The sequence below is a fragment of the Halomonas sp. MMH1-48 genome (assembly GCF_022348105.1).
GTDB lineage: Bacteria > Pseudomonadota > Gammaproteobacteria > Pseudomonadales > Halomonadaceae > Vreelandella > Vreelandella piezotolerans.
In genome coordinates this window covers 89,423-109,769 of the sequence record NZ_JAKRFL010000002.1, presented here as the reverse complement: position 1 = coordinate 109,769, position 20,347 = coordinate 89,423, and the positions used below count along the sequence as shown (strand labels likewise).

At 61.5% G+C, this 20,347-nt stretch carries 23 protein-coding genes; 16 read left to right on the top strand and 7 right to left on the bottom strand.

Going from position 1 to position 20,347, the window contains the following annotated elements; all coding sequences use genetic code 11:
- Positions 1-47 precede the first annotated feature (47 nt).
- The 8 genes from MHM37_RS02600 to MHM37_RS02565 all read left to right on the top strand — a co-directional run bounded on the left by MHM37_RS02600 (position 48) and on the right by MHM37_RS02565 (position 8,314).
- Positions 48-3,707, top strand: a complete 3,660-nt coding sequence (locus MHM37_RS02600) for an ATP-binding protein (RefSeq protein WP_239295849.1) — start codon at positions 48-50, stop codon at positions 3,705-3,707.
- Positions 3,704-4,333 carry a hypothetical protein gene (locus MHM37_RS02595; protein WP_081195295.1) on the top strand — a complete coding sequence of 210 codons (630 nt, stop codon included), beginning with the start codon at positions 3,704-3,706 and terminating at the stop codon, positions 4,331-4,333. Before MHM37_RS02600 ends, MHM37_RS02595 begins: the two co-directional genes overlap by 4 nt.
- An 8-nt stretch (positions 4,334-4,341) precedes the next feature.
- Positions 4,342-5,595: a hypothetical protein gene (locus MHM37_RS02590; protein ID WP_239295909.1), complete on the top strand. Its 1,254-nt coding sequence runs from the start codon at positions 4,342-4,344 to the stop codon at positions 5,593-5,595.
- On the top strand, positions 5,592-6,458 hold the full coding sequence (locus MHM37_RS02585; protein ID WP_239295850.1) for a hypothetical protein: 867 nt from the start codon (positions 5,592-5,594) through the stop codon (positions 6,456-6,458). Before MHM37_RS02590 ends, MHM37_RS02585 begins: the two co-directional genes overlap by 4 nt.
- A 796-nt stretch (positions 6,459-7,254) precedes the next feature.
- On the top strand, positions 7,255-7,500 hold the full coding sequence (locus MHM37_RS02580) for a type II toxin-antitoxin system CcdA family antitoxin (RefSeq protein ID WP_239295851.1): 246 nt from the start codon (positions 7,255-7,257) through the stop codon (positions 7,498-7,500).
- Positions 7,500-7,799, top strand: a complete 300-nt coding sequence (locus tag MHM37_RS02575; RefSeq protein ID WP_081136534.1) for a CcdB family protein — start codon at positions 7,500-7,502, stop codon at positions 7,797-7,799. Before MHM37_RS02580 ends, MHM37_RS02575 begins: the two co-directional genes overlap by 1 nt.
- A 108-nt stretch (positions 7,800-7,907) precedes the next feature.
- Positions 7,908-8,021, top strand: a complete 114-nt coding sequence (locus MHM37_RS02570) for a type II toxin-antitoxin system RelE/ParE family toxin (RefSeq protein WP_232710862.1) — start codon at positions 7,908-7,910, stop codon at positions 8,019-8,021.
- Complete coding sequence (locus tag MHM37_RS02565) at positions 8,021-8,314, top strand: HigA family addiction module antitoxin (RefSeq protein ID WP_096922277.1); 294 nt, start codon at positions 8,021-8,023, stop codon at positions 8,312-8,314. Before MHM37_RS02570 ends, MHM37_RS02565 begins: the two co-directional genes overlap by 1 nt.
- Positions 8,315-8,368: 54 nt before the next feature.
- On the opposite strand, the gene MHM37_RS02560 is transcribed toward MHM37_RS02565, so the two are convergent.
- The gene (locus MHM37_RS02560; RefSeq protein WP_239295852.1) at positions 8,369-8,686 is read right to left on the bottom strand and encodes a CcdB family protein; all 318 of its coding nucleotides are present in this window, start codon (positions 8,684-8,686) and stop codon (positions 8,369-8,371) included.
- Positions 8,686-8,931 carry a type II toxin-antitoxin system CcdA family antitoxin gene (locus tag MHM37_RS02555; protein ID WP_239295853.1) on the bottom strand — a complete coding sequence of 82 codons (246 nt, stop codon included), beginning with the start codon at positions 8,929-8,931 and terminating at the stop codon, positions 8,686-8,688. The genes MHM37_RS02560 and MHM37_RS02555 overlap by 1 nt, the downstream gene beginning before the upstream one ends.
- Before the next feature lie 123 nt (positions 8,932-9,054).
- Between MHM37_RS02555 and MHM37_RS02550 the strand changes: the two genes are divergently transcribed.
- On the top strand, positions 9,055-10,017 hold the full coding sequence (locus MHM37_RS02550) for a ribonuclease Z (RefSeq protein WP_239295854.1): 963 nt from the start codon (positions 9,055-9,057) through the stop codon (positions 10,015-10,017).
- 41 nt (positions 10,018-10,058) lie between these two features.
- Here the strand turns inward: MHM37_RS02550 and MHM37_RS02545 are convergent, their stop codons facing one another.
- Positions 10,059-10,475, bottom strand: coding sequence for a hypothetical protein (locus tag MHM37_RS02545; protein ID WP_239295855.1), 417 nt, complete (start codon positions 10,473-10,475; stop codon positions 10,059-10,061).
- 98 nt (positions 10,476-10,573) lie between these two features.
- Between MHM37_RS02545 and MHM37_RS02540 the strand changes: the two genes are divergently transcribed.
- Both MHM37_RS02540 and MHM37_RS02535 read left to right on the top strand, forming a co-directional pair.
- Entirely contained in the window at positions 10,574-11,227 is a 654-nt protein-coding gene (locus MHM37_RS02540) for a DsbA family oxidoreductase (RefSeq protein WP_159343704.1), read from the top strand.
- A gap of 80 nt (positions 11,228-11,307) precedes the next feature.
- Positions 11,308-12,003, top strand: coding sequence for an aspartate/glutamate racemase family protein (locus MHM37_RS02535; protein WP_239295856.1), 696 nt, complete (start codon positions 11,308-11,310; stop codon positions 12,001-12,003).
- A gap of 40 nt (positions 12,004-12,043) precedes the next feature.
- On the opposite strand, the gene MHM37_RS02530 is transcribed toward MHM37_RS02535, so the two are convergent.
- Positions 12,044-13,216 (bottom strand): UbiH/UbiF/VisC/COQ6 family ubiquinone biosynthesis hydroxylase, encoded by a 1,173-nt coding sequence (locus MHM37_RS02530; protein ID WP_239295857.1) that lies wholly within the window; start codon positions 13,214-13,216, stop codon positions 12,044-12,046.
- Positions 13,217-13,324: 108 nt separating this feature from the next.
- Between MHM37_RS02530 and MHM37_RS02525 the strand changes: the two genes are divergently transcribed.
- On the top strand, positions 13,325-14,179 hold the full coding sequence (locus MHM37_RS02525; protein WP_239295858.1) for an NAD-dependent protein deacetylase: 855 nt from the start codon (positions 13,325-13,327) through the stop codon (positions 14,177-14,179).
- Here MHM37_RS02525 and MHM37_RS02520 read toward each other — a convergent pair.
- Positions 14,176-14,829, bottom strand: coding sequence for a DNA-3-methyladenine glycosylase (locus MHM37_RS02520; RefSeq protein WP_153842130.1), 654 nt, complete (start codon positions 14,827-14,829; stop codon positions 14,176-14,178). The genes MHM37_RS02525 and MHM37_RS02520 overlap by 4 nt on opposite strands.
- 70 nt (positions 14,830-14,899) lie before the next feature.
- Here MHM37_RS02520 and MHM37_RS02515 point away from each other — a divergent pair, with 70 nt between their 5' ends.
- The 4 genes from MHM37_RS02515 (at position 14,900) to MHM37_RS02500 (ending at position 18,670) form a co-directional block, all read left to right on the top strand.
- Entirely contained in the window at positions 14,900-16,378 is a 1,479-nt protein-coding gene (locus tag MHM37_RS02515; protein ID WP_239295859.1) for a YdiU family protein, read from the top strand.
- Between the two features lie 63 nt (positions 16,379-16,441).
- Entirely contained in the window at positions 16,442-17,488 is a 1,047-nt protein-coding gene (gene dinB / locus MHM37_RS02510) for a DNA polymerase IV (protein ID WP_239295860.1), read from the top strand.
- Between the two features lie 104 nt (positions 17,489-17,592).
- Positions 17,593-18,402 (top strand): alpha/beta hydrolase, encoded by an 810-nt coding sequence (locus MHM37_RS02505; RefSeq protein WP_239295861.1) that lies wholly within the window; start codon positions 17,593-17,595, stop codon positions 18,400-18,402.
- A 19-nt stretch (positions 18,403-18,421) separates the two neighbouring features.
- Positions 18,422-18,670 carry a YkoF family thiamine/hydroxymethylpyrimidine-binding protein gene (locus MHM37_RS02500; protein WP_239295862.1) on the top strand — a complete coding sequence of 83 codons (249 nt, stop codon included), beginning with the start codon at positions 18,422-18,424 and terminating at the stop codon, positions 18,668-18,670.
- A 14-nt stretch (positions 18,671-18,684) separates the two neighbouring features.
- Here the strand turns inward: MHM37_RS02500 and MHM37_RS02495 are convergent, their stop codons facing one another.
- Complete coding sequence (locus MHM37_RS02495; protein WP_239295863.1) at positions 18,685-19,101, bottom strand: hypothetical protein; 417 nt, start codon at positions 19,099-19,101, stop codon at positions 18,685-18,687.
- A 116-nt stretch (positions 19,102-19,217) separates the two neighbouring features.
- The gene (locus tag MHM37_RS02490) at positions 19,218-20,255 is read right to left on the bottom strand and encodes a zinc ABC transporter substrate-binding protein (RefSeq protein ID WP_239295864.1); all 1,038 of its coding nucleotides are present in this window, start codon (positions 20,253-20,255) and stop codon (positions 19,218-19,220) included.
- Positions 20,256-20,347 lie beyond the last annotated feature (92 nt).

Genomic DNA, 20,347 nt, shown 5'->3' with positions numbered 1-20,347 from the left:
GTCTGGCAAGATAGCGTTTTCGGACGTTAAACGATCAAGGACACGGCATGGCGCATCTGCTACGCATCGTGATGATTCACGGCCACCTGAACGGCGTGGTCGAACTCAGTGTGGACGGCCACACCAATATTTGCGGCACCAACGCGTCGGGTAAAACCACGCTCCAGCGGCTGGTGCCGGTGTTTTACGGCGAGCTGCCCAACAAGGTGGTGCCGAAAACCCGCATGAAATTCGATGCGTTCTATCTGCCCCATCGCAACAGCTACCTGGTATACGAATACCGCCGCGAAGCGGGTAACGTGTGCCAGGCGGTGCTGACCCGCAAGCAGGAAGGCGGCGTGGAGTATCGCTTCGTCGGCGCGCCTTACCGCCCGGAAGACTACCTGGTCGACACCGAGCAGGGCCCGTTGGCGCTGGACTACACCCAGTGGGCCAGCGGGCTGCGCCGCAGCGGCACGCCGATGTCGCCCAAGCTGGGGGCCACCTCCGAGTTCCGCTCGGTGATTCAGAACGACTTTACCCAGCTCCACGGCAACAGCCGCGATGGCCTGAAGCTGCGCCAGATCGCCGCCCAGTTCAGCCTGGTCAACCCCGAGCGGCGCATTCGCCATATCGAAAAGCTGGTCTCGGCGGTGCACGCCAAAGAGGGCAAGATGGACACCCTCAAGACCATGCTGGCGGCGATTTTCGAAGAGGACGGCGTCGAGCTGCCGGTTACCCGCATTCGCAGTGCCAAGGCCCGCGAGTGGATTCACCAGATGCGCCAATCCATGCGCCTGGAGCCGCTGCAGGCCGCGTTGGTCAAACTCTCCGGCATCGACCGCGAGCTGGCCGAGCTCGACACCACCCTGTGGCAACTCAAACCCCAGCTGGCCGCCGACCGCGAACAGGCCCAGCGGCAGGTCGCCGACCTGGAAGGTGAGCTCAACCGCCACCAGCGGGAGTTTCAGGCCGAAGAGCAGGCCTACGGCGAACGGCGGGATACGCTCAACGACCAGCACAGCGAAGTGGCAAGCGACCTGCAGCATACTCAGCGTCGCCTCAACGATCTGCAAACCCGCTTCGAGCAGTACGCCGATGCCGACATGCCCGGCCTGGAGCGGGACATCAACGCGCTGCCCCAGTGGCGCGAACAGCTCGACCAGCTGCAGCAACACCTGCAAGTGATGCAGGACGCAGTTAAGGAAAGCCAGGCGCGCCTGGATGGCCGACTGCGCGAACTCTCTGAAAACCTCGCCCGCCAGACTCAAGAGAACCAGGAACTGATCGACGCGCTGGTGGAGGAGAAAGCCGAGCGCCGCGAGCAGCAGTGGCAAACCGAACAGCAGCACAACGAGCGCTACCAGCAGGCCCGCCAGCGGCTGGAGAGCGAGTATCAGGCCCAGCTGGAGCTAGGCGTCGAGCAGTTGGCCGAGCTGAAGGCCCAGCTGGCCATGCCCAGCCAAACCCGCGAAGAAGCCCAGGAGGCCGAGCTGGCCCAGGCGCGGCTGGACGACGCCCAGCAGGCCCGCAGTACGGCGGGGGTCACCCTGGAAGCGCTGCGCCGAGAGCTGGACGCCCACAAGCGCGAGCGCGACACCGCCGAACAGCATCTCGTGCAGTGCCGCCAGCAGCGGGAGCGCGCCGAGCAGCACTGCTACACCCTTTACCAGCAGCAGACCCCCGAGCAGGGCAGCCTGCGCCACTTTTTGCGCTACCACCGCCCCGGCTGGGAACAGCAGCTTGGCAAGGTGATCGCCCCGGAACTGCTGGAGCGCCGCGACCTCGCCCCACAGCTAGCGGAAAGTGCCAGCGACGACCTGTTCGGCCTGACACTGGATCTTTCCGCCATTGCGCTGCCCGACTATGCTCAGGACGAAGCCAGCCTGCTGGCCGCCATCGAAGAGGCCGAGAGCGCCAAGGCCCGCGCCCAGAGCGCCTGCACCGCCGCTGAAAAGGCCCTCAAGCAGCACAACGAGCGGGTACAGCAGGCCGATGACGCTCAGGACACCGCCCGCCTGGCCCACCAGCGCGCCGAGCAGGAGGTGGAATACGCCCTGGAAGCGCGCCGCCAGCAGCAGGCCCGCCACGCGGAGAGCCAGAAAGCCCGCCGCGCCCACATCGAAGCCGCCCTGGCCCGCCAGGAGCAGGCCCAAACCGAGCTGCGCGACGAGAAGCGCGACGCCCTGGCCGAGCTGGCCGAGACACACCAGGGCCAGCTGCTGGAACTCAAGGCCGACGCCCAGAGCCAGCTCGATGGCCTGGATGCCCAGTTACGCACCTATAAACAGCAGCTCAGCGATGCCAACGCCGAACACCAGCGCCAGCGCGCCGAGCTGGAAGAAGCCTTCAGCCAGGAACTGGCCGAGCAGGGCGTCGACCCCGCCCAGCTCAAGGCCACCCGAACTCGCCTGGAAGCGCAGAACGAGCGCATTCGTAAAACCGCCGCCCGCCAGGAAGAACTGGCCGAGTACCAGCGCTTCATGCGCATCGAGTGGGGCCAGCACAAACCGCAGCTGGTAGCGGAAGAGGCCGAACTGGCCCAGCGCGACCAGCAGCTCAAACGCGATAAAGCGCATCTGAAAAACGCCTTCCACGCTGCCAGAGAGGCCCACCAGCAGGCAGTGAACGGCCTGAAGGCCCAGCGCGATAGCGCCCGGGGCACCCTGGACACCCTCACGCCGCTGCTCAATCAGTTGGACGGCCTGGAGCTGGTGGTCGAAGGTGCGCCAGCGGAAGCTAGCGTGGGCGATGTGGACGAACGCATCGAACGTACCCGCCAAGCGCTGACCAGCCGCCACCAGCAGCTAGAGCAGCTGCGGCGTGGCTGCCTGGAGGTGGAAAGCCAACTGATCAAGGACGCCAGCAGCGGCTTTGCCGATGCCCTGCAGAGCGAACGCGACAAGCTGCCCAGCGACAGCCCACGGCTACTGCTGCCGCTTTTACGCGGCATGCTCAAACTGCTGGAGGATCAACAGCAGCAGTTGATTCAGGAAGGGCGCAACCTCAGCGACGACCTGGACAAGTTCTTCATCGTCTTCCGCGATTTGAACCGGCGCATCAGCGCCCAGAGCCGCCGCCTCTCGGAAGAGGTGGCCGACGATCTGCGCCTGGAAGGCATCAGCAAAGCGGAAGTGCGCATTCAGTCCACCATCGACGAGCTAGGCTTCTGGGAGCCGCTCAAGCTGTTCGCCCAGCGCTACAAGGCGTGGCGGGAGTCGGGCCAGACGCTGCCCAGCGACGACTACCTCAACGCCCTGGCCGACGTGATCGATTTGCTGCGTAGCGACCAGCAGTACAGCTTCGAAAGCCTGCTGCGCCTGGAGCTACACCTGAACGAAGGCGGCACCGATCTGGTGATCAAGAACGACCGCCAGTTGCTGGAGTCCTCCAGCCATGGCATGGCGTATCTGATTTTGTGCAAGTTCCTGCTGGCGTTTACCCGCCTCCTGCGGGGCGATGCGCACATCGCCATCCACTGGCCCATCGATGAGATCGGCACCCTGGCCTACCACAACGTCGAAAAACTGTTCGATGCCTGCGACAGCAACCGCATCCATATCGTCGGGGCCTTCCCCAATCCGGAATCCGACGTGCTGCTGCTGTTCGCCAACCGCTACCTCATCGAACGGGACGCCCAGCAACAGCGCCAGCTCAAGCGTATCGAGCCGCGCCTCAGCGCGCTGGCGCAGAAAATCAAGCAGCGCCAACAGGAGGTGAGCGCATGATCGAACACGGCCCCCTGCTCGAGCGCCTGCTGGCTGGCGACTTCATTTGCGCCATCAGTGAAGAGAACGCCTACCGCCACCTGGCCAACGAAGAGACCCGCGAGGCCATCGACGCCTACCTGCGCCCGCTCAATCGACGGCTGGCCAGCAACGAGGATGCTAGCGTCTACTTCCTGGCCTGGCGGCAGCTCAACGACACCGCCCGGGAGCAGCTCTCCCGCCAGCTGGCCGACACCCTCAACAGTCTGCTGCCCATGCTGGAGTGGCTGCAACTGGTGCAGGAAGCGCTGGGCCGCGACGCCCTGGCCGCCCCTGGCGATGTGCTCAAACCCGCCGAGTTCAGCGCCAAGTGCGAAGACAACCAGAGCCTGCGCGAACGCCTGGAGCGGCTGGCCACAGACAGCTTCTTTGGCTCCCAGAGCGACCAGCTGGATGCCCAGGTGAAGCAGATCTTCAAACGGCTGAAAGAGCACGGTTACCTGATGCAGCCCCACAGCGAGCGCCAGGTATTCGTGGTGACCGGCAAGATGGACTACCTGGTGGACGTGGTGCGCTTCATCCGCGACGAAGAGAACCTGCCCATCGACGCCGACGAGGACACGGGCACGCAGGAGGCCCTGCTGTGAGTAGAAGTATGGGCAATGGGGTGGGCAGTGGCGTGAGCGAGCTGGAGAGCCGCCTGCTCAAGACCGGCGCGGAACGCCTGGCGCTGCTGGGCAAGCACGCCGAACGGCTGATGCTGGCCTACACCCGCGACGACGTACCGCTGGAAGGCCTGAGCGACGGCGCGCTGCGCAAGCTGCTGGCCGCCCGGGTGCTGTGGCGGCCCGACGAGCAGAGCGGCGTCAAACTCTCGCCCAAGGTGCGCGACCTGATCGCCGAAATGCTCGCCGACGAAACCCGCCGCCACGTCAATGCCGACGTGGCCGAAACCCTGGAGCTGATTCGCACTCAGGTCGACAGCTACCGGGAAGCCCGCAGCAAGGGCGAACACTGGCGCCAAGAGCAGCAGCTCCTGCGCCTGCGCCAAGAGGTGGACGACCTCAACGGCCGCTTTGCCGATGCCATCGATAGCCTGTGGCAGCGGCTCAACAGCGACTTCGGTTTCGTCAGCCAGCTCAACGACAAGATCCGCGAGAACGACCGCGCCCAGAAGCAGATCGTGCGCCTGCTCGACGGCCTCGCGCTGATCGACTTCGACGAGCTGATCGCCCTGGTGGGCAGCGACGGCAGCCTGCGCAAGCTGCTCATCAGCCAGCTCCAGAACCGCCTGAGCCACCACTACACCAGCCTGCGGGAAGTGCAGCGGCGGTTGATCGAACTCATGGCCCGCTTCCGCAAGCAGCAGGCCCGCAGCCGCCTGATGACCGGCATGGCCGCCTTCCTGCGCGAACACCCAGGCTTCGTGCCCGGCAACTACGCCCAGCGCAGCGAAGTGCCGGTGCTGTTCAACCGCGCCGCGCCGCTCAACCCCGCCGCCGCCCCGGCGCTAGACCGCGCCCTGGATACCCGCGTTTTGGCCGACCTGCTGCACGAGCTGCCCGCCCCACGCCACGCCGCGCAAAACGTCGCCGTGGCCAACGCCGTGCAGCTCGCCGAAGAGAGCCTCGCCGCCGCCCGCCAGCAGGCGCTCAAGCTGGACGTCGAATGCTTCTATCTCGCGGTGCTCGACCAGCCGCCTGCCGAACCGATCAGCGCGCTGGCGTACCTGCAAGAGAGCGGCCTGGAGTGGGCAGATGAAATCTGGCTGTTTCAGGTGATCGCCGAATACCAGGGCCTGCCGCGCCGCGAGCAGCAGGCCTTCCGCCTTCATCAGGAAGAGAGCAAGGCCAGCGCCTATAACGACCTGAGGTTGATTCACGATGTGGCCCTGGCGGTGGCGGTATGAACCTGCCCAGCCGCGCACGGGCAGGGCTCAACGGCGTGGCCCGGGAACTCAACCGCCAGCCCACGGTGGAGAAGCCCCGCCGCCAGTGGGTGGAAGACGTGGTGGCCTGGTGCCGCCAGCAGGATATTGACCTCGGCATGCGGCTTTCCAGCCAGGCCCTGCGCTTCGATGCCGAGCTGCTAGCGCAGATCGATAGCGTTCTGGCCAGCGCCCACCTCGCCCCGCTGGGCCGCTCGCTCAGCGGCCTGAGCAGCGCCGCCCAAGCCAAAGAGGGCGTGGAAGAAGACAAGGCCACCCGCGAAGGCCCCCGCGCCTGGCGCGTACTGCTCAACCTGCCGCCCCAGCCCACCCCAGGGCTTGCAAGCGAGTCGCGCTGCAGTCGCGACGTGGACGTTCGCCACCTTACGTTGGGGGCCTTCGGCGCGCTGGTGCAGGTGGAAAACCTCGACAGCTTCTACGCTTTCAACCCGAACATCAGCGCTCTCAGCGGCTACGCCCAGCCGCTCATCGCCTACCGAGGCGACAGCCACTACGGCGGCGGCTTCGCCCACCTGGCCGAGGTATGGCGCAAAACCCGCAGGCCGCATCTCTACGCAGGCGACTTCGACGCCAAGGGCGTTGCCCTCGCGCTGGACAGCGGCGCCACGCACCTGCTGCTCCCCGACATGGCGTGGCTCACCCAACACGCCACCCCCCTGCACCAGCCCACCGGGCAGCTCCCCTACCAACGGCGGCTGCGCCAACTCCACGTCAGCCTACCGCCTCAACATCCGCTAAGGCCTTACCTCACGCTGCTGGAAAAACAGCGCGGCCTCAAACAGCAGTGGTTTGAGGGGGAGTTGGTGGCGGTGGGGATTGGTTAGCGGCTTGCCTCTTGCCTGGGTTTGGCTGGGAGAATCAGCCGTGCAGTGCTTTGCTTGCGGTACGCAGGGGGGAAAGCAAAACGCGCCAGCATGCGAATTTTGGATATGCCGCCTATTTTCCCTTTGCTTTCTGGCGAATTAGTGGGATAGAGTCAATGGAGCAGGCTACATAACCTCAATGAATGAGCGGGCAGGTTTATTGGGGTTATGTAGCGTTCCGTATAAGCACTGTTATGTAAAGAATGATCGGACCTTGAAAGTGTCAAGTTCCGGCAACCGACCAGTCGGGTTGCTGCCACCGGAGTCGACTGGACTTTAAACTTAAATAGGCAGCAAAGTCTGAACTGCTCCATTCCCGGCTCAACATGAGACTGGAGCGTCGTTAAAGGAGTTGAGCCTATGGCGAGACGCACTTTAGCGGGTTCAGCAAGTTTGCATCTTCGTTTAGGTGCCTTCGGTGCTTTGTTCACGGTTTTGTCCGTGTCATTTTCACCTTCAGTTGCGTTCCTGCTAACCATGGTGGCAGCGGCGGCGCTGGCGAGGCTGTAAATCTTAGGGGTGTATTCAGTTCGGCTGGCACCCCGCCCTATTACATAACAATCGGCTGTTATCGCCCCTTCGGGGCTGGGACGGCCTTTCCGCCGCTGCGCGGCTACAAGTCCGCCCTAAAGCCGGGGCGTTATGTCGCCGCCGCATCATGTGGTCTATAGCGCGAAAAGTCTTACCTTCGCGCAGGCTTGATGTGCAAGTGGTATGCGCATATTGTAGGTGCATTGTTCTCCAAGAGGACTGAGCCATGCCTGCTCCTAAAGTGACGAAATCCCTCCGAAAGCCAACCAACCTGTCGCTAGATAGTGCCCTTCTCAAAGAGGCAAAAGCTCTGGGTATCAATGTCTCACGGTCCGCAGAGGCGGGGATCGCGGAGGCTGTGAAACGGCATAAACAGGAGAAGTGGCTGACAGGGAATGCCAAAGCTCTGGCAAGCTCGAACGCATACGTTGAAGCTAACGGTTTGCCTCTCGCGCGGCACCGTCAATTCTGATGGCCCGCTTCGACATCTTCGACAATGAGGGTGGGGGCGGCTATCTGCTGGACGTTCAGTCAGATCTTCTCAGCGGCTTGAACACTCGGGTTGTCGTGCCTCTGTTGCCCCAATCTTCTGCGCCGTCCCCAGCCCAGCGGTTGAATCCTGTCTTTAGCATTGAAGGTCAGGATTTCGTCATGGCCACTCAATACATGGCTGCTGTGCCCAAGGGCGAATTGCGTTCTCGTGTTGGTAACCTTGCTGAGCAGCAGGACGAAATCTCCGCCGCGTTGGACATGCTGTTTTTGGGCTTTTGATGCAAGAAAGTGATCATTTTCAGTATGTCCACGGCTTCGCGGTACAGGTAGACCTTCAAGTCAGAGTCTGGGCGAATCATTGACATCCCTGGCTTTAGGCTTCACTCATTGAAAGAGAAAGACAAAGGGCGATGGTCGATTTGGGTGAACGGAAATTGGCGTATGACGTTCGAATTTCAGGACGGCAACGCCTACATTCTTGATTATGAGGATTATCACTAATGACGATGCATAATCCGCCGCATCCTGGTGAATTTATTCGGGAAGTGTATCTGGAACCCTTTGGCATTAGCTCTCGTCAGCTTGCTTCGAGTCTGGGCGTTTCACCGTCCACGTTGTCCCGACTGCTCAAAGGAGAGAGTGGCATTAGCCCGGAAATGTCGCTGCGCCTTTCCAAAGTGCTGGGACGTAGCCCTGAGAGCTGGTTGGCGATGCAGGATATGCATGATCTCTGGGTGGCGCGGAGTACGGTTAATCTGGATGGCCTCCATCCACTGGAATTTAACGCCGCTTGATAAACGTTTGACATGGCGGCTTTGCCTCCATGAGGTTGCCGCATCCTGCCAGTGTTAAAAGCCAGTGATCGCCAGGTCCAGAGCCCCGACAATTTGGTCTCTAACATGCGAGAGAGAGCCGATGGGATTCTGTAGATGTTTTTCAGGCACCGACGAAATCTGTGGCGTTAGCAGCAATAGCACCTGATCGCCAAAGCTGATTTCAGGAGTGAGTTCTTGCAGGGTGTCGTTGCCGAAGGCGGAACGGTTGCCCAGCGGGATGACGATGCGAGTGGCCAGTTCGCTTAGCAAACTGCTTTGAACATCTACAAGGTGCGGGTAGTGCGCTTTGCTGGTTTTGCTTGGATTGGCGTATACGTCGAACTGTGCCATTAAAACTCCCTGAATTCGTCGCCAAAGCATCCGTGTCGTTCGACAGAATCGTTATAACTTTTTATCGCAGCTCGATTTTCTTCGACCCATCGCTGCGCTTCGCATTTGGCAAGCTCTTCTTTCAGCGCTCGCTCCAGGGTGGCAGACAGGTTAATGTTAAATTCACGTGTCCTGCGCAGCAAGTCGCTATTGATGGAGAGATTCGCTGCTTTTTTTGGTGCGGCTGCATCGTAGAGTTCGGCCATCGTCGTCTCCTGGTGGCTCTTGATGTATCGTCTGATCTTATGCGCATGGCAATGCGCATTCAAGCACGTCTCGTTGCTTCGAACGCCACCCCTTCAAGCTCATTGTTGACTCGCCAATCAGATATGAACCTACTCTTCCTCGGCACTTCCGCCGGTGTGCCCACCAAACAACGCAACGTTTCCGGGATCGCCCTGAGCGAGAGCAAGGGCAAGGGCTGGTACCTGATCGATTGTGGTGAGGGCACCCAGCATCAGGTATTGCATACGAAGCTGTCGTTTCATTCGCTGAAGGCCATTTTGATTACCCATGTGCACGGCGACCACTGCTACGGGCTGCCGGGCATATTGGCGAGCGCGGCCATGGGCGGGCGTACCGCGCCGCTGACCCTTGTGGCACCAAAGGGTATTCAAACTTGGTTGGAGGCGACGTGCGAGGTGACGCAGCTCTGCTTGCCTTTCGCGCTAGAGTTCATCTGCTCCGATGACCTGCCCAGCGTCGAATTCGAGAACATGGCGGTGGCAACTAGTGCGCTCTCCCATCGCGTGCCGTGCTACGCCTATGCGTTCACCGAGCGCAACGTGGAGGCGGCTCTGGACGTGGATACATTAGATCGGCAAGGCATTCCCAGAGGGCCATTGTGGGGGCAGTTGAAGCAGGGCGTGGATATAACATTCGAAGGCAAGCAACTGCGCAGCCAGGATTACCTGCTGTTCAAACACGCCCCCAGAAAGGTGGTGATTGCCGGAGACAACGACCAACCCGAGCTGTTGGCGCAGGCGTGCGCTGGGGCACAGGTGCTGGTTCACGAGGCCACCTACACCGAAGCGATGGCCGAGAAAGCCGGTGAGGTAGGGCATAGCTACGGCAAGCAGGTGGCGGTATTTGCCGAGCGGGTCACGCTGCCCAACCTAGTGCTCACCCATTTCAGCCCTCGTTATCCGCTTATCTCCCATACCTCGCCCTCCATTGAGGATATCCGCAAAGAGGCGCAAAGCGTCTATTCAGGCGCGCTCTACTTGGCGCGGGATTTTAGCGAATACAGTTTGGATAAGGCGGGCCAGTTGACTGAACTGCCGTACGAATAGCCGATGTCACCGTGCCACGTCTTGATAGCCCACCGGGTAGATCAGTCGCGGCAGTAGCCTTCACCTGTTTTAACTACCAGGCAGTATTCCTTTTCCAATAGCCATTTCATGCCGGTGGCTTCGCCATCGCCAGCTCGGAGCAAGTGTTGGCCGTCCGCGCGGTTGAAGCGAATACCCTCGGCGGTTGCTTGGCCTTCGAAGGTGCCGCGTTGATCAGCATCCAGGCCATACTGCATTTCAAGTAGATAGTGGCCGGGGCCTGCAGGTAAGTCCTTGCGGATGTCCAGAAATAATCCTTCTACGCCGGTCCATCGGCCAATCCATTGATCGGTTAGCTGATGGTGGGGCGGGTGTTGCTCGGTTGCCGTATCCGGAGCAGGCGCGCTAGATGAAGCGGTGTTGCTGCTGCACCCGCTTAGTAGCAACACGGCGATGAGTGCTAACGCGGCTTTTTCCATGGTGGCCTCCGTAATCGGTACTGCCGTTACTCACTATATATACGTACCATGCTGTCAGTTGGATCGAATGTTGGAATATGTCGAAGAGGAGTTCCATGATGCAAAAGGTAAGAATCGACCTAGTCTCCGACGTGGCCTGCCCGTGGTGTGCCATTGGTTATCGGCGTTTGGAGCAGGCGCTAGAGACACTCAAGGGCGAGATCGACGTTGAGCTGGTCTGGCAGCCTTTTGAGCTGAACCGCGATATGCCGCCTGAAGGCGAGCCGATTCTGGAGCACTTGTGCCGCAAGTATGGCAAAGACGCGGCCACCATGGAGCAGTCCCAGCGCGAGATTATGGCCGCCGCTGAAGAGCTTGGACTGAATTTCCGGGGTGCCCTGGAACGTCGGGCGAACAATACCTTCGCTGCCCACCGCGTGCTGGCGTGGGCCGGAACGCAACACCAAGAAACGGCACTTCAGCTGGCTCTATTTGAGGCCTACTTCGGTGAAGCGAAAAACCCCGCTGACCCAGCGGTGCTTCGTGAGAAGGCCATTGAGGTTGGGCTGGACGGCGACACTGCTGAAGCCATTGCCCGCTCTGACCAGTACACGGAGGAAGTGCGGGAGGCAGAACAGCGCTTTATGGACGCAGGGGTGAGCGCGGTGCCGGGCTTTATTCTCGATGGCCGCTACCTGATCTCGGGTGCCCAGCCCGCCGATGTGTTGGTCGATGCGCTGCGTCAGGTGGCCGAAGAGAACGCTAACAGCTAATGTGTGAGAAGCCCCGCCTGAAGGCGGGGTAGCACTCTCAGCTTATCCTTTTCCAAGCCCCAACCTGTGAACGCGACTCTATGAAAACCATCGGCTTAATCGGCGGTATGAGCTGGGAATCCACGCAGACCTACTATCGCCTCATCAACCAGCATGTGCGCACGGCGTTGGGCGGGCTGCATTCGGCCAAGGTGGTGCTGTACAGCGTCGATTTTGCCGAGATAGAGGCGCTACAGCACCAGGGCAACTGGCAGGCCACCGCTGAGATACTGGCGGCGGCGAGCAAAGCGGTCGAGGCGGCAGGGGCCGATTTCATGGTGCTGTGTACCAACACCATGCACAAGGTGGCCGAGCCGCTGGAAGCGGCGGTCTCCATTCCGCTGCTGCATATCGCCGATGCCACGGCCCAGGTGCTGCAACAGCAGGGCATTACCTGCGTGGGGCTGCTCGGCACGCGGTTCACCATGGAGCAGGCGTTTTATATCGAGCGCCTTCAGCGCCATGGCATCGAGGTGGTGGTGCCCACCGAGCCACAGCGCGAGCGCGTGCACTCGGTGATTTACCAAGAGCTGTGCCTGGGCGTGGTAAAAGCAGATGCCAAAGCTGACTATTTGGAGATCGTCGCTTCGCTGGCTGAGCGCGGCGCGCAGGGCGTGATTTTAGGCTGTACTGAGATTGGTCTGTTGATTCAGCAAGCGGATACGAGCGTGCCGCTGTTCGATACCACTGAGATCCATGCGGAGCAGGCGGTTCAGCGGGCGTTAGGGCGTGGTTAGTCAGTCACTGACGTCCTCGCCCCTTTTGTGACAGTCGGCATTAGCCGATTTTAAACGGATTCAACCCATTGGCTTGCTGCATCATCATACGTTTAGCAAATGGCACTCGCTCGGCCAAGTGCAGGCTGAGGTCGCCCAGTTGGCGCAGCGGTTTGGCGCCGGTGAACAGGTGGTGGAAGCTGTCGGTGGCGGCAATCATCGCTTGGTTGGCGAGGCGGCGCTGGCACTCGAAGCGGTGCAGGCTGATGTGGTCGCCGGGGTCGCGGCCTTTGATGATCAGCTCGGCCAGGGTGTCGGCGTCGTGCAGGCCGATGTTCAATCCTTGCCCCGCCAGCGGGTGCACCACGTGGGCGGCGTCGCCAATCAGCGCGAGGCGTTTGCCGATGTAGCGCTTGGCGTGCTGGCGCTTGATCGGGAAACTGGCCCGCGCCACGATGCGGGTGAGCTTGCCCAGGCGTTGGGGGAAGGTGGTTTCGATGGCGTGCTGGAGTGCATTGTCGGAGAGCTGTTCGCGGGCTTTGGTGGCTTCGTCGCTGTCGTACCACACCAGCGAGGCGCGCTGGCCGGGCAGCGGCAGCATGGCAATCGGCCCTTTGGGGGTAAAGCACTGCCAGCTAACATCCTGCTGTGGCAGCTCGGTCTCGACGTTAATGATCATCGCCCGCTGGTGGTAGTCGTAGCTGGTCACGCCAATGCCTGCCAGCTCGCGCAGGGTCGAGCGGGCACCATCGGCCCCCACGATCAGCCGGGCGCTTAGGGTTTTGCCGTTATCCAGCTCTAGCATGCGGGCGGTGGTGGCCGCCATGGTGCTCAGCGGTGCGCACTGGGTATAGCAGGTCACGCTGGGCAGCTCTTCCAAGCGTTGCCACAGGGCGTATTGCAGGGCGCGGTTTTCGATAAAGATACCGAAGTCGTTCATGCCGCTCTCTTCGGCGGAGAACACGGAGTGGCCGGTGCCATCCTGATTGGCCACATCAATATGCCGGAACGGGCAGCAGCGCTCGCCGGGCAGTATCGTGCCGCTGGCTTTCACGAACGCGAGCGAGCGGGCGTTGAGCGATGAAATACGCAGGTCGTAGTCGCCGCTGGCGGGTTTGGGGGCGCTACCGCGCTCGACGAGCCCCACGGAAATGCCCGCTTGGCCTAACCGTGCCGCCAGGGCCGCGCCCACCATGCCGCCACCGACAATAATAATCTCGTGATCCCACTGCATGAGAGGCTCCTTACTCCGCTATCGAGGGCACATTGCATGTGCTTATATTGTCATACAGTATCGTTGACTTGTCGCAGTGTTGCCTAGGGTGATCCATTGACGCAGGCCGTGGAAAGTTCAGAAAAACGCGAGAGTAGCCAGGTGGCCGGAGAAGCGCTGGCCGCGTTCATCAAACGCCACCCCAAACTCTGGGTGATTACCGGGGCGGGGGTGAGTACCGACAGCGGGATTCCCGATTACCGCGATGCCGATGGCCAGTGGAAGCGACCGCCGCCGGTGCAGCACGGTGATTTCATGAGCTCCTTCGCCGTACGCCAGCGTTACTGGGCGCGGGCGCTGGTGGGCTTCAAAGCCATGCGCGAAGCCCAGGTGAGCGGGGCGCACCGAGCGCTTGCAGAGCTTGAGGCCATGGGCCATGTGGCGCTGCTGGTCACGCAAAACGTGGACCGCCTGCACCAGCGGGCGGGGTCGAAAAAGGTGATCGATCTTCACGGCAGAGCGGACGTGGTGGCCTGTATGGCCTGCGGCTATCAAATGATGCGCCACGCCATGCACAGCGAAATGGCGCTTATGAACCCCGCCTTTGCCGCGCTGGACGCCCACCACGCGCCGGATGGCGATGCGGATCTGGAAACCGATTTCTCCACCTTCAAGGTGCTGGATTGCCCGCGCTGCCAGGGCATCCTCAAACCGCAGGTGGTCTATTACGGCGATGTGGTGCCCCCGGCGCGTCGGCTGGCAGCACAGGCGGCGCTGCAGCAAGCCGATGCGGTGCTGGCGGTGGGGACATCGTTGATGGTCTATTCCGGCTACCGCTTCTGCCGGGATGCCCATGCCATGGGCCTGCCCGTGGCATCGCTCTCGCTGGGCGTGACTCGCGCCGATGAGTTTTTGACTCACCAGTGGCGCGCGCCGCTAACGCCGGTGCTGGAGCAGGCGGTTGCGTGCCTGAAGGGCGCTTAACGCGCTTTGGAGACCCACGGGTTACCTTCGCTCCAAAGCCGCCAAGGAGCGTCGCGGTCGGCGGGTTGGGCGTAATCGATGCCGACTCTTGGGCCGCTGGCAATCGCGCTGGGCGGGTCGCCAGACGTAATCCATAGCCCGTTCGCTTGATCGCTGTTCTGCGTCATATCGTGGCCGTAGAGGGCGTTGTCGATACGCAGCGCGCGGGTGAGTTTGCCGGGGCCGTTACACAGGTTGCGCCCCGCAACGCTGCGCCATGCGCGCATGGCTGGCTCGCCAATCACCGGTTCCACCGCGCGAATCAATACCGCGCAGGGGTTGCCTTCTGGCTGGGTGACCACGTTCAGCAGCCAGTGCATGCCGTACACCAAATAGACGTAGGCGTGACCGGGCGGGCCAAACATCGCCTCGGTGCGCGGGGTTCTACGCCGGTGGGCGTGGCAGGCGGAATCTTCCGAGCCGCGGTAGGCCTCGGTTTCCACGATGCGCGCGGCCATCAGCTCGCCATCCAGCTGGCGCACCAGCCAACAGCCCAGCAGGTCTCGGGCCACTTCCAACGTATCGCGGTTGTAGAAACCCAGGGGCAGGGGCGTGAGCGCCTCTTGCGTTATCGATGACTTAACAGGGGTTAACGCGTCTCTTTGCGGCATGCTATCGCCCATTACTTGAGTAAGCTGCTAGGGTATTCTTTAGGCCATTCATTGAAAAGCGGAGTTGCCCGTGCTGTCTTTCGAACATCAGTTCGCCACCTTGCCGGAACCCCTGTGGGTGGCGTGCCAGCCCACGCCCGTTGCCCAGCCCAGCCTGATCGCCTTCAACGATGCCTTGGGCGCGCAGCTAGGCATGCAAACGCGGCCCGACGACGCCACGCTGGCCCAGTGGTTCAGCGGTAACCAGCTACCGCCGGGTGCCGAGCCTAGAGCGTTGGGCTACGCCGGGCACCAGTTCGGTAACTTCGTGCCTCAGCTAGGCGATGGCCGCGCGCTGTTGTTGGGCGAAGTGGTGAACCAGCAGGGTGAGCGCCGTGATGTGCAGCTAAAAGGCAGCGGGCGCACGCCGTTTTCTCGCGGTGGCGACGGCCGTGCGCCCCTTGGCCCGGTGCTACGCGAATACCTGGTGAGCGAGTTCATGGCCGCCGTGGGCGTACCTACCACTCGCGCCTTGGCTGCCGTTTCAACCGGCGAACGCGTGGTGCGCCAAATGGCCGAGCCGGGAGCCGTGCTGACCCGCGTGGCCAGCAGCCATATTCGCGTGGGCACGTTCCAGTTTGCCGCCGTTCGCCGCGATGAAGACGCGCTAAAAGCGCTGGCCGACCATGTGATTGCCCGCCACTACCCAGAGGCGGCCAATGCTGACGATCCGTACCTGGCGCTGTTGGAGGCGGTGACCGCCCGCCAAGCGGCGCTAGTGGCGCGTTGGATGAGCTTGGGCTTTATTCACGGCGTGATGAATACCGACAACTGCAGCATTGCCGGTGAAACCATCGATTACGGCCCCTGCGCGTTTATGGAGCAGTTCGACCCGCAGAAGGTGTATAGCTCCATTGACCAGGGCGGGCGCTACGCCTTCGACAATCAGCCTGGCATTGCCCAATGGAACCTGGCTCGTTTTGCCGAAACCCTGCTTCCGCTGATGCGCGTTGAGGGCGATGCTGCGGTAGAGCAAGCCACCGAGGTGCTACGCGGCTTTACCGCACGTTTTGGCGCCGAGCAGCGCCGCCTGCATGCCGACAAGCTGGGCCTTGCCCCGGAAAGCGATCGCGCCGTGGCGCTGATGGAAGCGCTAGAGATCCAGATGCATCAAGGCCGCATGGACATGACCGCGACGTTCGACGCGTTGACGCACTATGCTCAAGTCTTGAGCGCGGACACGTCAGCCCACTCCCAAAAAGAGGCGCTGCTGGCGCTGACCACGCAGCCCGCTGGCCTGACCGCTTGGCTGGCCGACTGGGAAAACGCCCAGCAAGCCAGCCAGCAGAGTGAGCGCCTGGAGGTCATGCGTCGCGCCAACCCGGTGGTGATTCCCCGCAACCACCGAATCCAAGAGGTGATCGATGCGGCGGTAGAAGGCGATTTCGAGCCTTTTCACACCCTGCTCGCGGCGGTCACACAGCCCTTCGATGAATCCGAAGAAGCGCGCCGCTTGGCCGCCCCGGCCACGGAAAGCGAGCAGGTGCTGCGCACCTTTTGTGGTACGTGAATGCTTCGCCCCCTGTGATAAACTGTGCTTTTTTACAGGTAAGGGCGGAGGCAAGGTCGGCCTGTGCGCAAAATCATCCACTGCGACTGTGACTGCTTCTATGCGGCGGTCGAGATGCGCGATAACCCCGCGTTGACCGATATCCCCATTGCCATTGGCGGCAGTGTGGAGCAGCGCGGGGTGGTTGCCACCTGCAACTACCCGGCGCGTAAGTTCGGTATTCACTCCGCCATGCCCATGGCCCAGGCGCTCAAACGTTGCCCCCATCTCACGGTGATTCGGGGCGATATGGCGAAGTACAAAGATGTTGCCCGCCAGGTGTTTGCCATCTACCGCGATGTGACCGAGCTGATCGAGCCGCTGTCGCTGGATGAAGCCTTTCTGGATGTCTCGGAGGTCACGCTGTACCACGGCAGCGCTACCCGCATGGCCGAAGCCATTCGCCAGCGGGTGAGGCAAGAAGTGGGTATTACCGTTTCGGCGGGCGTGGCACCCAACAAGTTTCTCGCCAAGATCGCCAGCGACTGGCGCAAGCCCGATGGTCTCTTTGTCATCACGCCTGACGATATCGACGCCTTCGTGCAGCAGCTGCCGGTGAAAAAGATCCACGGCGTGGGGCCGCGGACCGCTGAAAAACTCGCCGAGCTGGGCATTCAGACCGGCGCGGATCTGCGCGCCCGGCCGTTGACCGAGCTGGTGGAACGCTTTGGCCGCTTTGGTCATCGGCTACACGAACTTAGCCACGGGCGCGATGAGCGCCCGGTCAAAACCCACCGCGAGCGCAAGTCGATCAGCACCGAGCAAACCTACTCCCAGGATTTACCCACCCTAGACGCCTGCCGCCAGCAGCTCCCCGAGCTGATCAGCGATTTAGAGCGCCGTTACGCTCGCCTAGACCCGGCCCCCGCCGTGCGCGGGGTGATGGTGAAAGTAAAGTTCAACGACTTCACCCAAACCACTGTCGAACACGCCGACCCCGCACCTAACCTGGAGCAGTTTGAGACACTGCTCAACGTGGGCTGGGCGAGGGGCGCACGCCCCGTGCGCCTGCTGGGCGTCGGCTACCGCTTGGCGGAAGAAACCGCTGCCCAGCAGCTCTCGCTGTTTTAATTAGCCGGTTAATCCTTGGATGGATTGACGAGGTTCGGTGCCCGCGTTAAAACAGACGTATGATAGATAGCGCCCCTTCCCGTTAGCCGACCCGCGAGCCTGCCATGCCTGCCGATGCCACCCAACGCCCCCGCTTAGTGTTTGCCCATGCCAACGGCTTTCCCGGCTTGAGCTACCGCAGCCTGTTAGACCCACTGGCAGAATCGTTCGATGTCCACCCGCTGGACCGCCTGGGCCACCACCCGGATTATCCAGTGAACCATAACTGGAGCAACTTGGTGGATGAATTGCTCAGTTACCTGCCCGAGACCGACGCGCCACTGCTGGGCGTGGGGCACTCGTTGGGCGGCACGCTGATGGCCATGGCTGCCGACAAGCAGCCGGAGCGTTTTCGCGGTGTGATCATGCTCGACCCGCCGCTGATGCTGGGGCCGGATGCCTGGGCGATGAAAGCGGCCAAGCGCTTTGGATTGATGGATCGCATCACACCGGCGGGTAAAACCAAAGGGCGTCGCAGCGTGTGGCCCAGCCGCGAGGCGATGGCGACCTCGCTGCGTCGCCGTGGTCTCTTCCGTCGCTTTACCCCCGAGGCACTCAACGACTACATTGAAGCAGGCACGCGACTACTGGACGACGGCAGCGCCGAGCTGACCTTCGACCCCAACATCGAGCTGGAGATTTTCCGCCACTTGCCGGATCACCTCTCCAAATTACCGCAGCGCGTGGGTGTGCCCATTCAACTGGTGGCGGGGCAGCAGTCGCACTTGATGACGCCGGGGCGGCTCAAGCGTATCGCTCGTCGCGGGCTGCCGGTCAGCACGGTGCCGGGGACTCACATGTTCCCCATGGAGCATCCAGAAGAGACGCGTACGGCCATACTGGCCGCGTGGCAGCAGTTTCGAACTGCGCCATAGAACCGATCGAGGAGGCGATATGTACCTTTCCGTACAGCTGAGCTACTACCCGCTGGCCGATGATTTCAAGCCAGTCGTCAAAGAGGTGGTCCAACGATTGGAGGCTACCGGACTGGAGGTTCACCCCAACCGAATCAGCACTCAGGTATTTGGCGAGTTCGATGAGGTGATGGTGGCGCTGAGTGACGTGATGAAGTGGTCGTTCGAGACCCACGGCAAAGCCGTGTTTACCGCCAACTTCCTGGAAGGCGACCGGCGGCCACGGTAAATGATGCCGTTGGCCTAGCCGTTTCCGCCTGCTTCGAAGGGCGTATTGCTGATGAAGCGGTTTCGCCAATCGTCGCGCCATTGCGGCATATCGATGAAGAAACGCTGGATCTGTTTATCGAAGCGCACCCAAACGATGGCCTCTAAATAGCGGCTATCCTCTGATGTCGTCGAAAAGTCGATATGCTGAGTGTCGAAAAGGGGCGTGCGGTAAACGTTCGCGGGCGCTGCCCGCTCGATGACACGCAGGTAAGCGACGCCTCCCAAGGGGGCGAGTAGTCCTGAGACTCTCACCGTTTCGATCAGGTAATCGCCCATCGGGCTGAACACGGACACGCTCGCGGGCGCATGAAGGGTGCGATAAAGGCCCACGCACAGCGTGAGTGCGATGAGCAAGGCCATGCCAACTGCAGCGCCTGCGACGCGCTTCATGTCATCGCTCCGTCGTTGAGTAGTCGAGTCATCGCTCCTTACCGAGGCTCACGTAACGCTGCGCTCAGCACTTCGCACGCAGCGTTACGTTTGATCACTTAGGCAAATGACGAGTATTACTCACTTTTAGCGCTCGTGCAGTTGGTTATTTCACCGGCTAGCTGTTCCAGTAATGCAGAGTACAGTCCCGCATCCAGCGTCAAGCCCACGCCGAGTGGATCCATTACTCCCAAGTACGCCGACGTATCCCCAAACACGTTGTTGACCATCTGCGGGTTGAACTGCGGTTCGCTGAAGACACACTGAATATTCTCTTCGTTGACGATCGTCTGTAACGCCTTTATGCGTGCCGGGCTGGGAGCGGATGCATCGCCGATGGAAATGGCCCCCGCAGCATGAACGTTAAAGGCTTCTTCGAAGTACTGGTACGCATCGTGGAATACGATGAAGCGGGTGTCCGTGCTGTTAGCCAAGCGTTCCTGGAGGCGCTGTTCGAGCGCGATCAGTGCTTCTTGACCCTGCTCGGCGTTATCGCGGTAGGTCGCCGCGTTGTCCGGGTCGAGTTCGCTTAGCTGCTCGGCGATGGCCGCCAGCCATTGGCGCGCATTCCCAGGGGCGAGCCAAGCGTGCGGGTTCATGCCGGTATGGCTATGATCATGGCCATGGTGATCATGCCCGTGGTCATGCTCGTGTTCGTGGTCATGCCCGTGCTCGTAGTCATGCTCGTGCTCGTGATCATGCCCGTGTTCGTGATCATGGTCATGGCCGTGTGCAGGCTCACCGTCTAGAGAAAACGTCGCCCCCTCGCGATATTCCAGCGTGTGGATGCCGGGAACGTCCATCAGTTCTAGGTGGCGAGCGTCGCCCGCTAGATTGTCCACCGGCCCTTCCAGCCAAGGGGTGAGCGCACCGCTGACCCATATCACCAGATCCGCACTGTCCAGCGCGCTGGCTTCCGAGGGACGCAGCGAATAGCCGTGGGGAGAGGCGCCGGGCTGAATGAACAGCTCGGGCGAGCCAACGTCGCCCATCACGATCGATACCAGTGAGTAAACGGGGGGAATATCGACCGCGACGCGGGGCACTTCCGCCGAGGCTGCTAAGGGAAAGGCCGTTAGTAATGGCAGCGCGAAGTACGTAAAGCGGTGTGGCATGAGGGCTCCTGATGAGACGAGGGTGAGTGAACGAGACAAGAAAGGACATCCAAGTATCGCTAGTCTTTATATTTATGTTATAACATAACAAA

What these genes read in the sequence shown, in the direction of transcription:
- MHM37_RS02600 (WP_239295849.1), top strand. Translation starts at nt 48, where the DNA reads ATGGCGCATCTGCTACGCATCGTGATGATTCACGGCCACCTGAACGGC.
- MHM37_RS02595 (WP_081195295.1), top strand. Translation starts at nt 3,704, where the DNA reads ATGATCGAACACGGCCCCCTGCTCGAGCGCCTGCTGGCTGGCGACTTC.
- MHM37_RS02590 (WP_239295909.1), top strand. Translation starts at nt 4,342, where the DNA reads ATGGGCAATGGGGTGGGCAGTGGCGTGAGCGAGCTGGAGAGCCGCCTG.
- MHM37_RS02585 (WP_239295850.1), top strand. Translation starts at nt 5,592, where the DNA reads ATGAACCTGCCCAGCCGCGCACGGGCAGGGCTCAACGGCGTGGCCCGG.
- MHM37_RS02580 (WP_239295851.1), top strand. Translation starts at nt 7,255, where the DNA reads ATGCCTGCTCCTAAAGTGACGAAATCCCTCCGAAAGCCAACCAACCTG.
- MHM37_RS02575 (WP_081136534.1), top strand. Translation starts at nt 7,500, where the DNA reads ATGGCCCGCTTCGACATCTTCGACAATGAGGGTGGGGGCGGCTATCTG.
- MHM37_RS02565 (WP_096922277.1), top strand. Translation starts at nt 8,021, where the DNA reads ATGACGATGCATAATCCGCCGCATCCTGGTGAATTTATTCGGGAAGTG.
- MHM37_RS02560 (WP_239295852.1), bottom strand. Translation starts at nt 8,686, where the DNA reads ATGGCACAGTTCGACGTATACGCCAATCCAAGCAAAACCAGCAAAGCG.
- MHM37_RS02555 (WP_239295853.1), bottom strand. Translation starts at nt 8,931, where the DNA reads ATGGCCGAACTCTACGATGCAGCCGCACCAAAAAAAGCAGCGAATCTC.
- MHM37_RS02550 (WP_239295854.1), top strand. Translation starts at nt 9,055, where the DNA reads ATGAACCTACTCTTCCTCGGCACTTCCGCCGGTGTGCCCACCAAACAA.
- MHM37_RS02545 (WP_239295855.1), bottom strand. Translation starts at nt 10,475, where the DNA reads ATGGAAAAAGCCGCGTTAGCACTCATCGCCGTGTTGCTACTAAGCGGG.
- MHM37_RS02540 (WP_159343704.1), top strand. Translation starts at nt 10,574, where the DNA reads ATGCAAAAGGTAAGAATCGACCTAGTCTCCGACGTGGCCTGCCCGTGG.
- MHM37_RS02535 (WP_239295856.1), top strand. Translation starts at nt 11,308, where the DNA reads ATGAAAACCATCGGCTTAATCGGCGGTATGAGCTGGGAATCCACGCAG.
- MHM37_RS02530 (WP_239295857.1), bottom strand. Translation starts at nt 13,216, where the DNA reads ATGCAGTGGGATCACGAGATTATTATTGTCGGTGGCGGCATGGTGGGC.
- MHM37_RS02520 (WP_153842130.1), bottom strand. Translation starts at nt 14,829, where the DNA reads ATGCCGCAAAGAGACGCGTTAACCCCTGTTAAGTCATCGATAACGCAA.
- MHM37_RS02505 (WP_239295861.1), top strand. Translation starts at nt 17,593, where the DNA reads ATGCCTGCCGATGCCACCCAACGCCCCCGCTTAGTGTTTGCCCATGCC.
- MHM37_RS02500 (WP_239295862.1), top strand. Translation starts at nt 18,422, where the DNA reads ATGTACCTTTCCGTACAGCTGAGCTACTACCCGCTGGCCGATGATTTC.
- MHM37_RS02495 (WP_239295863.1), bottom strand. Translation starts at nt 19,101, where the DNA reads ATGAAGCGCGTCGCAGGCGCTGCAGTTGGCATGGCCTTGCTCATCGCA.
- MHM37_RS02490 (WP_239295864.1), bottom strand. Translation starts at nt 20,255, where the DNA reads ATGCCACACCGCTTTACGTACTTCGCGCTGCCATTACTAACGGCCTTT.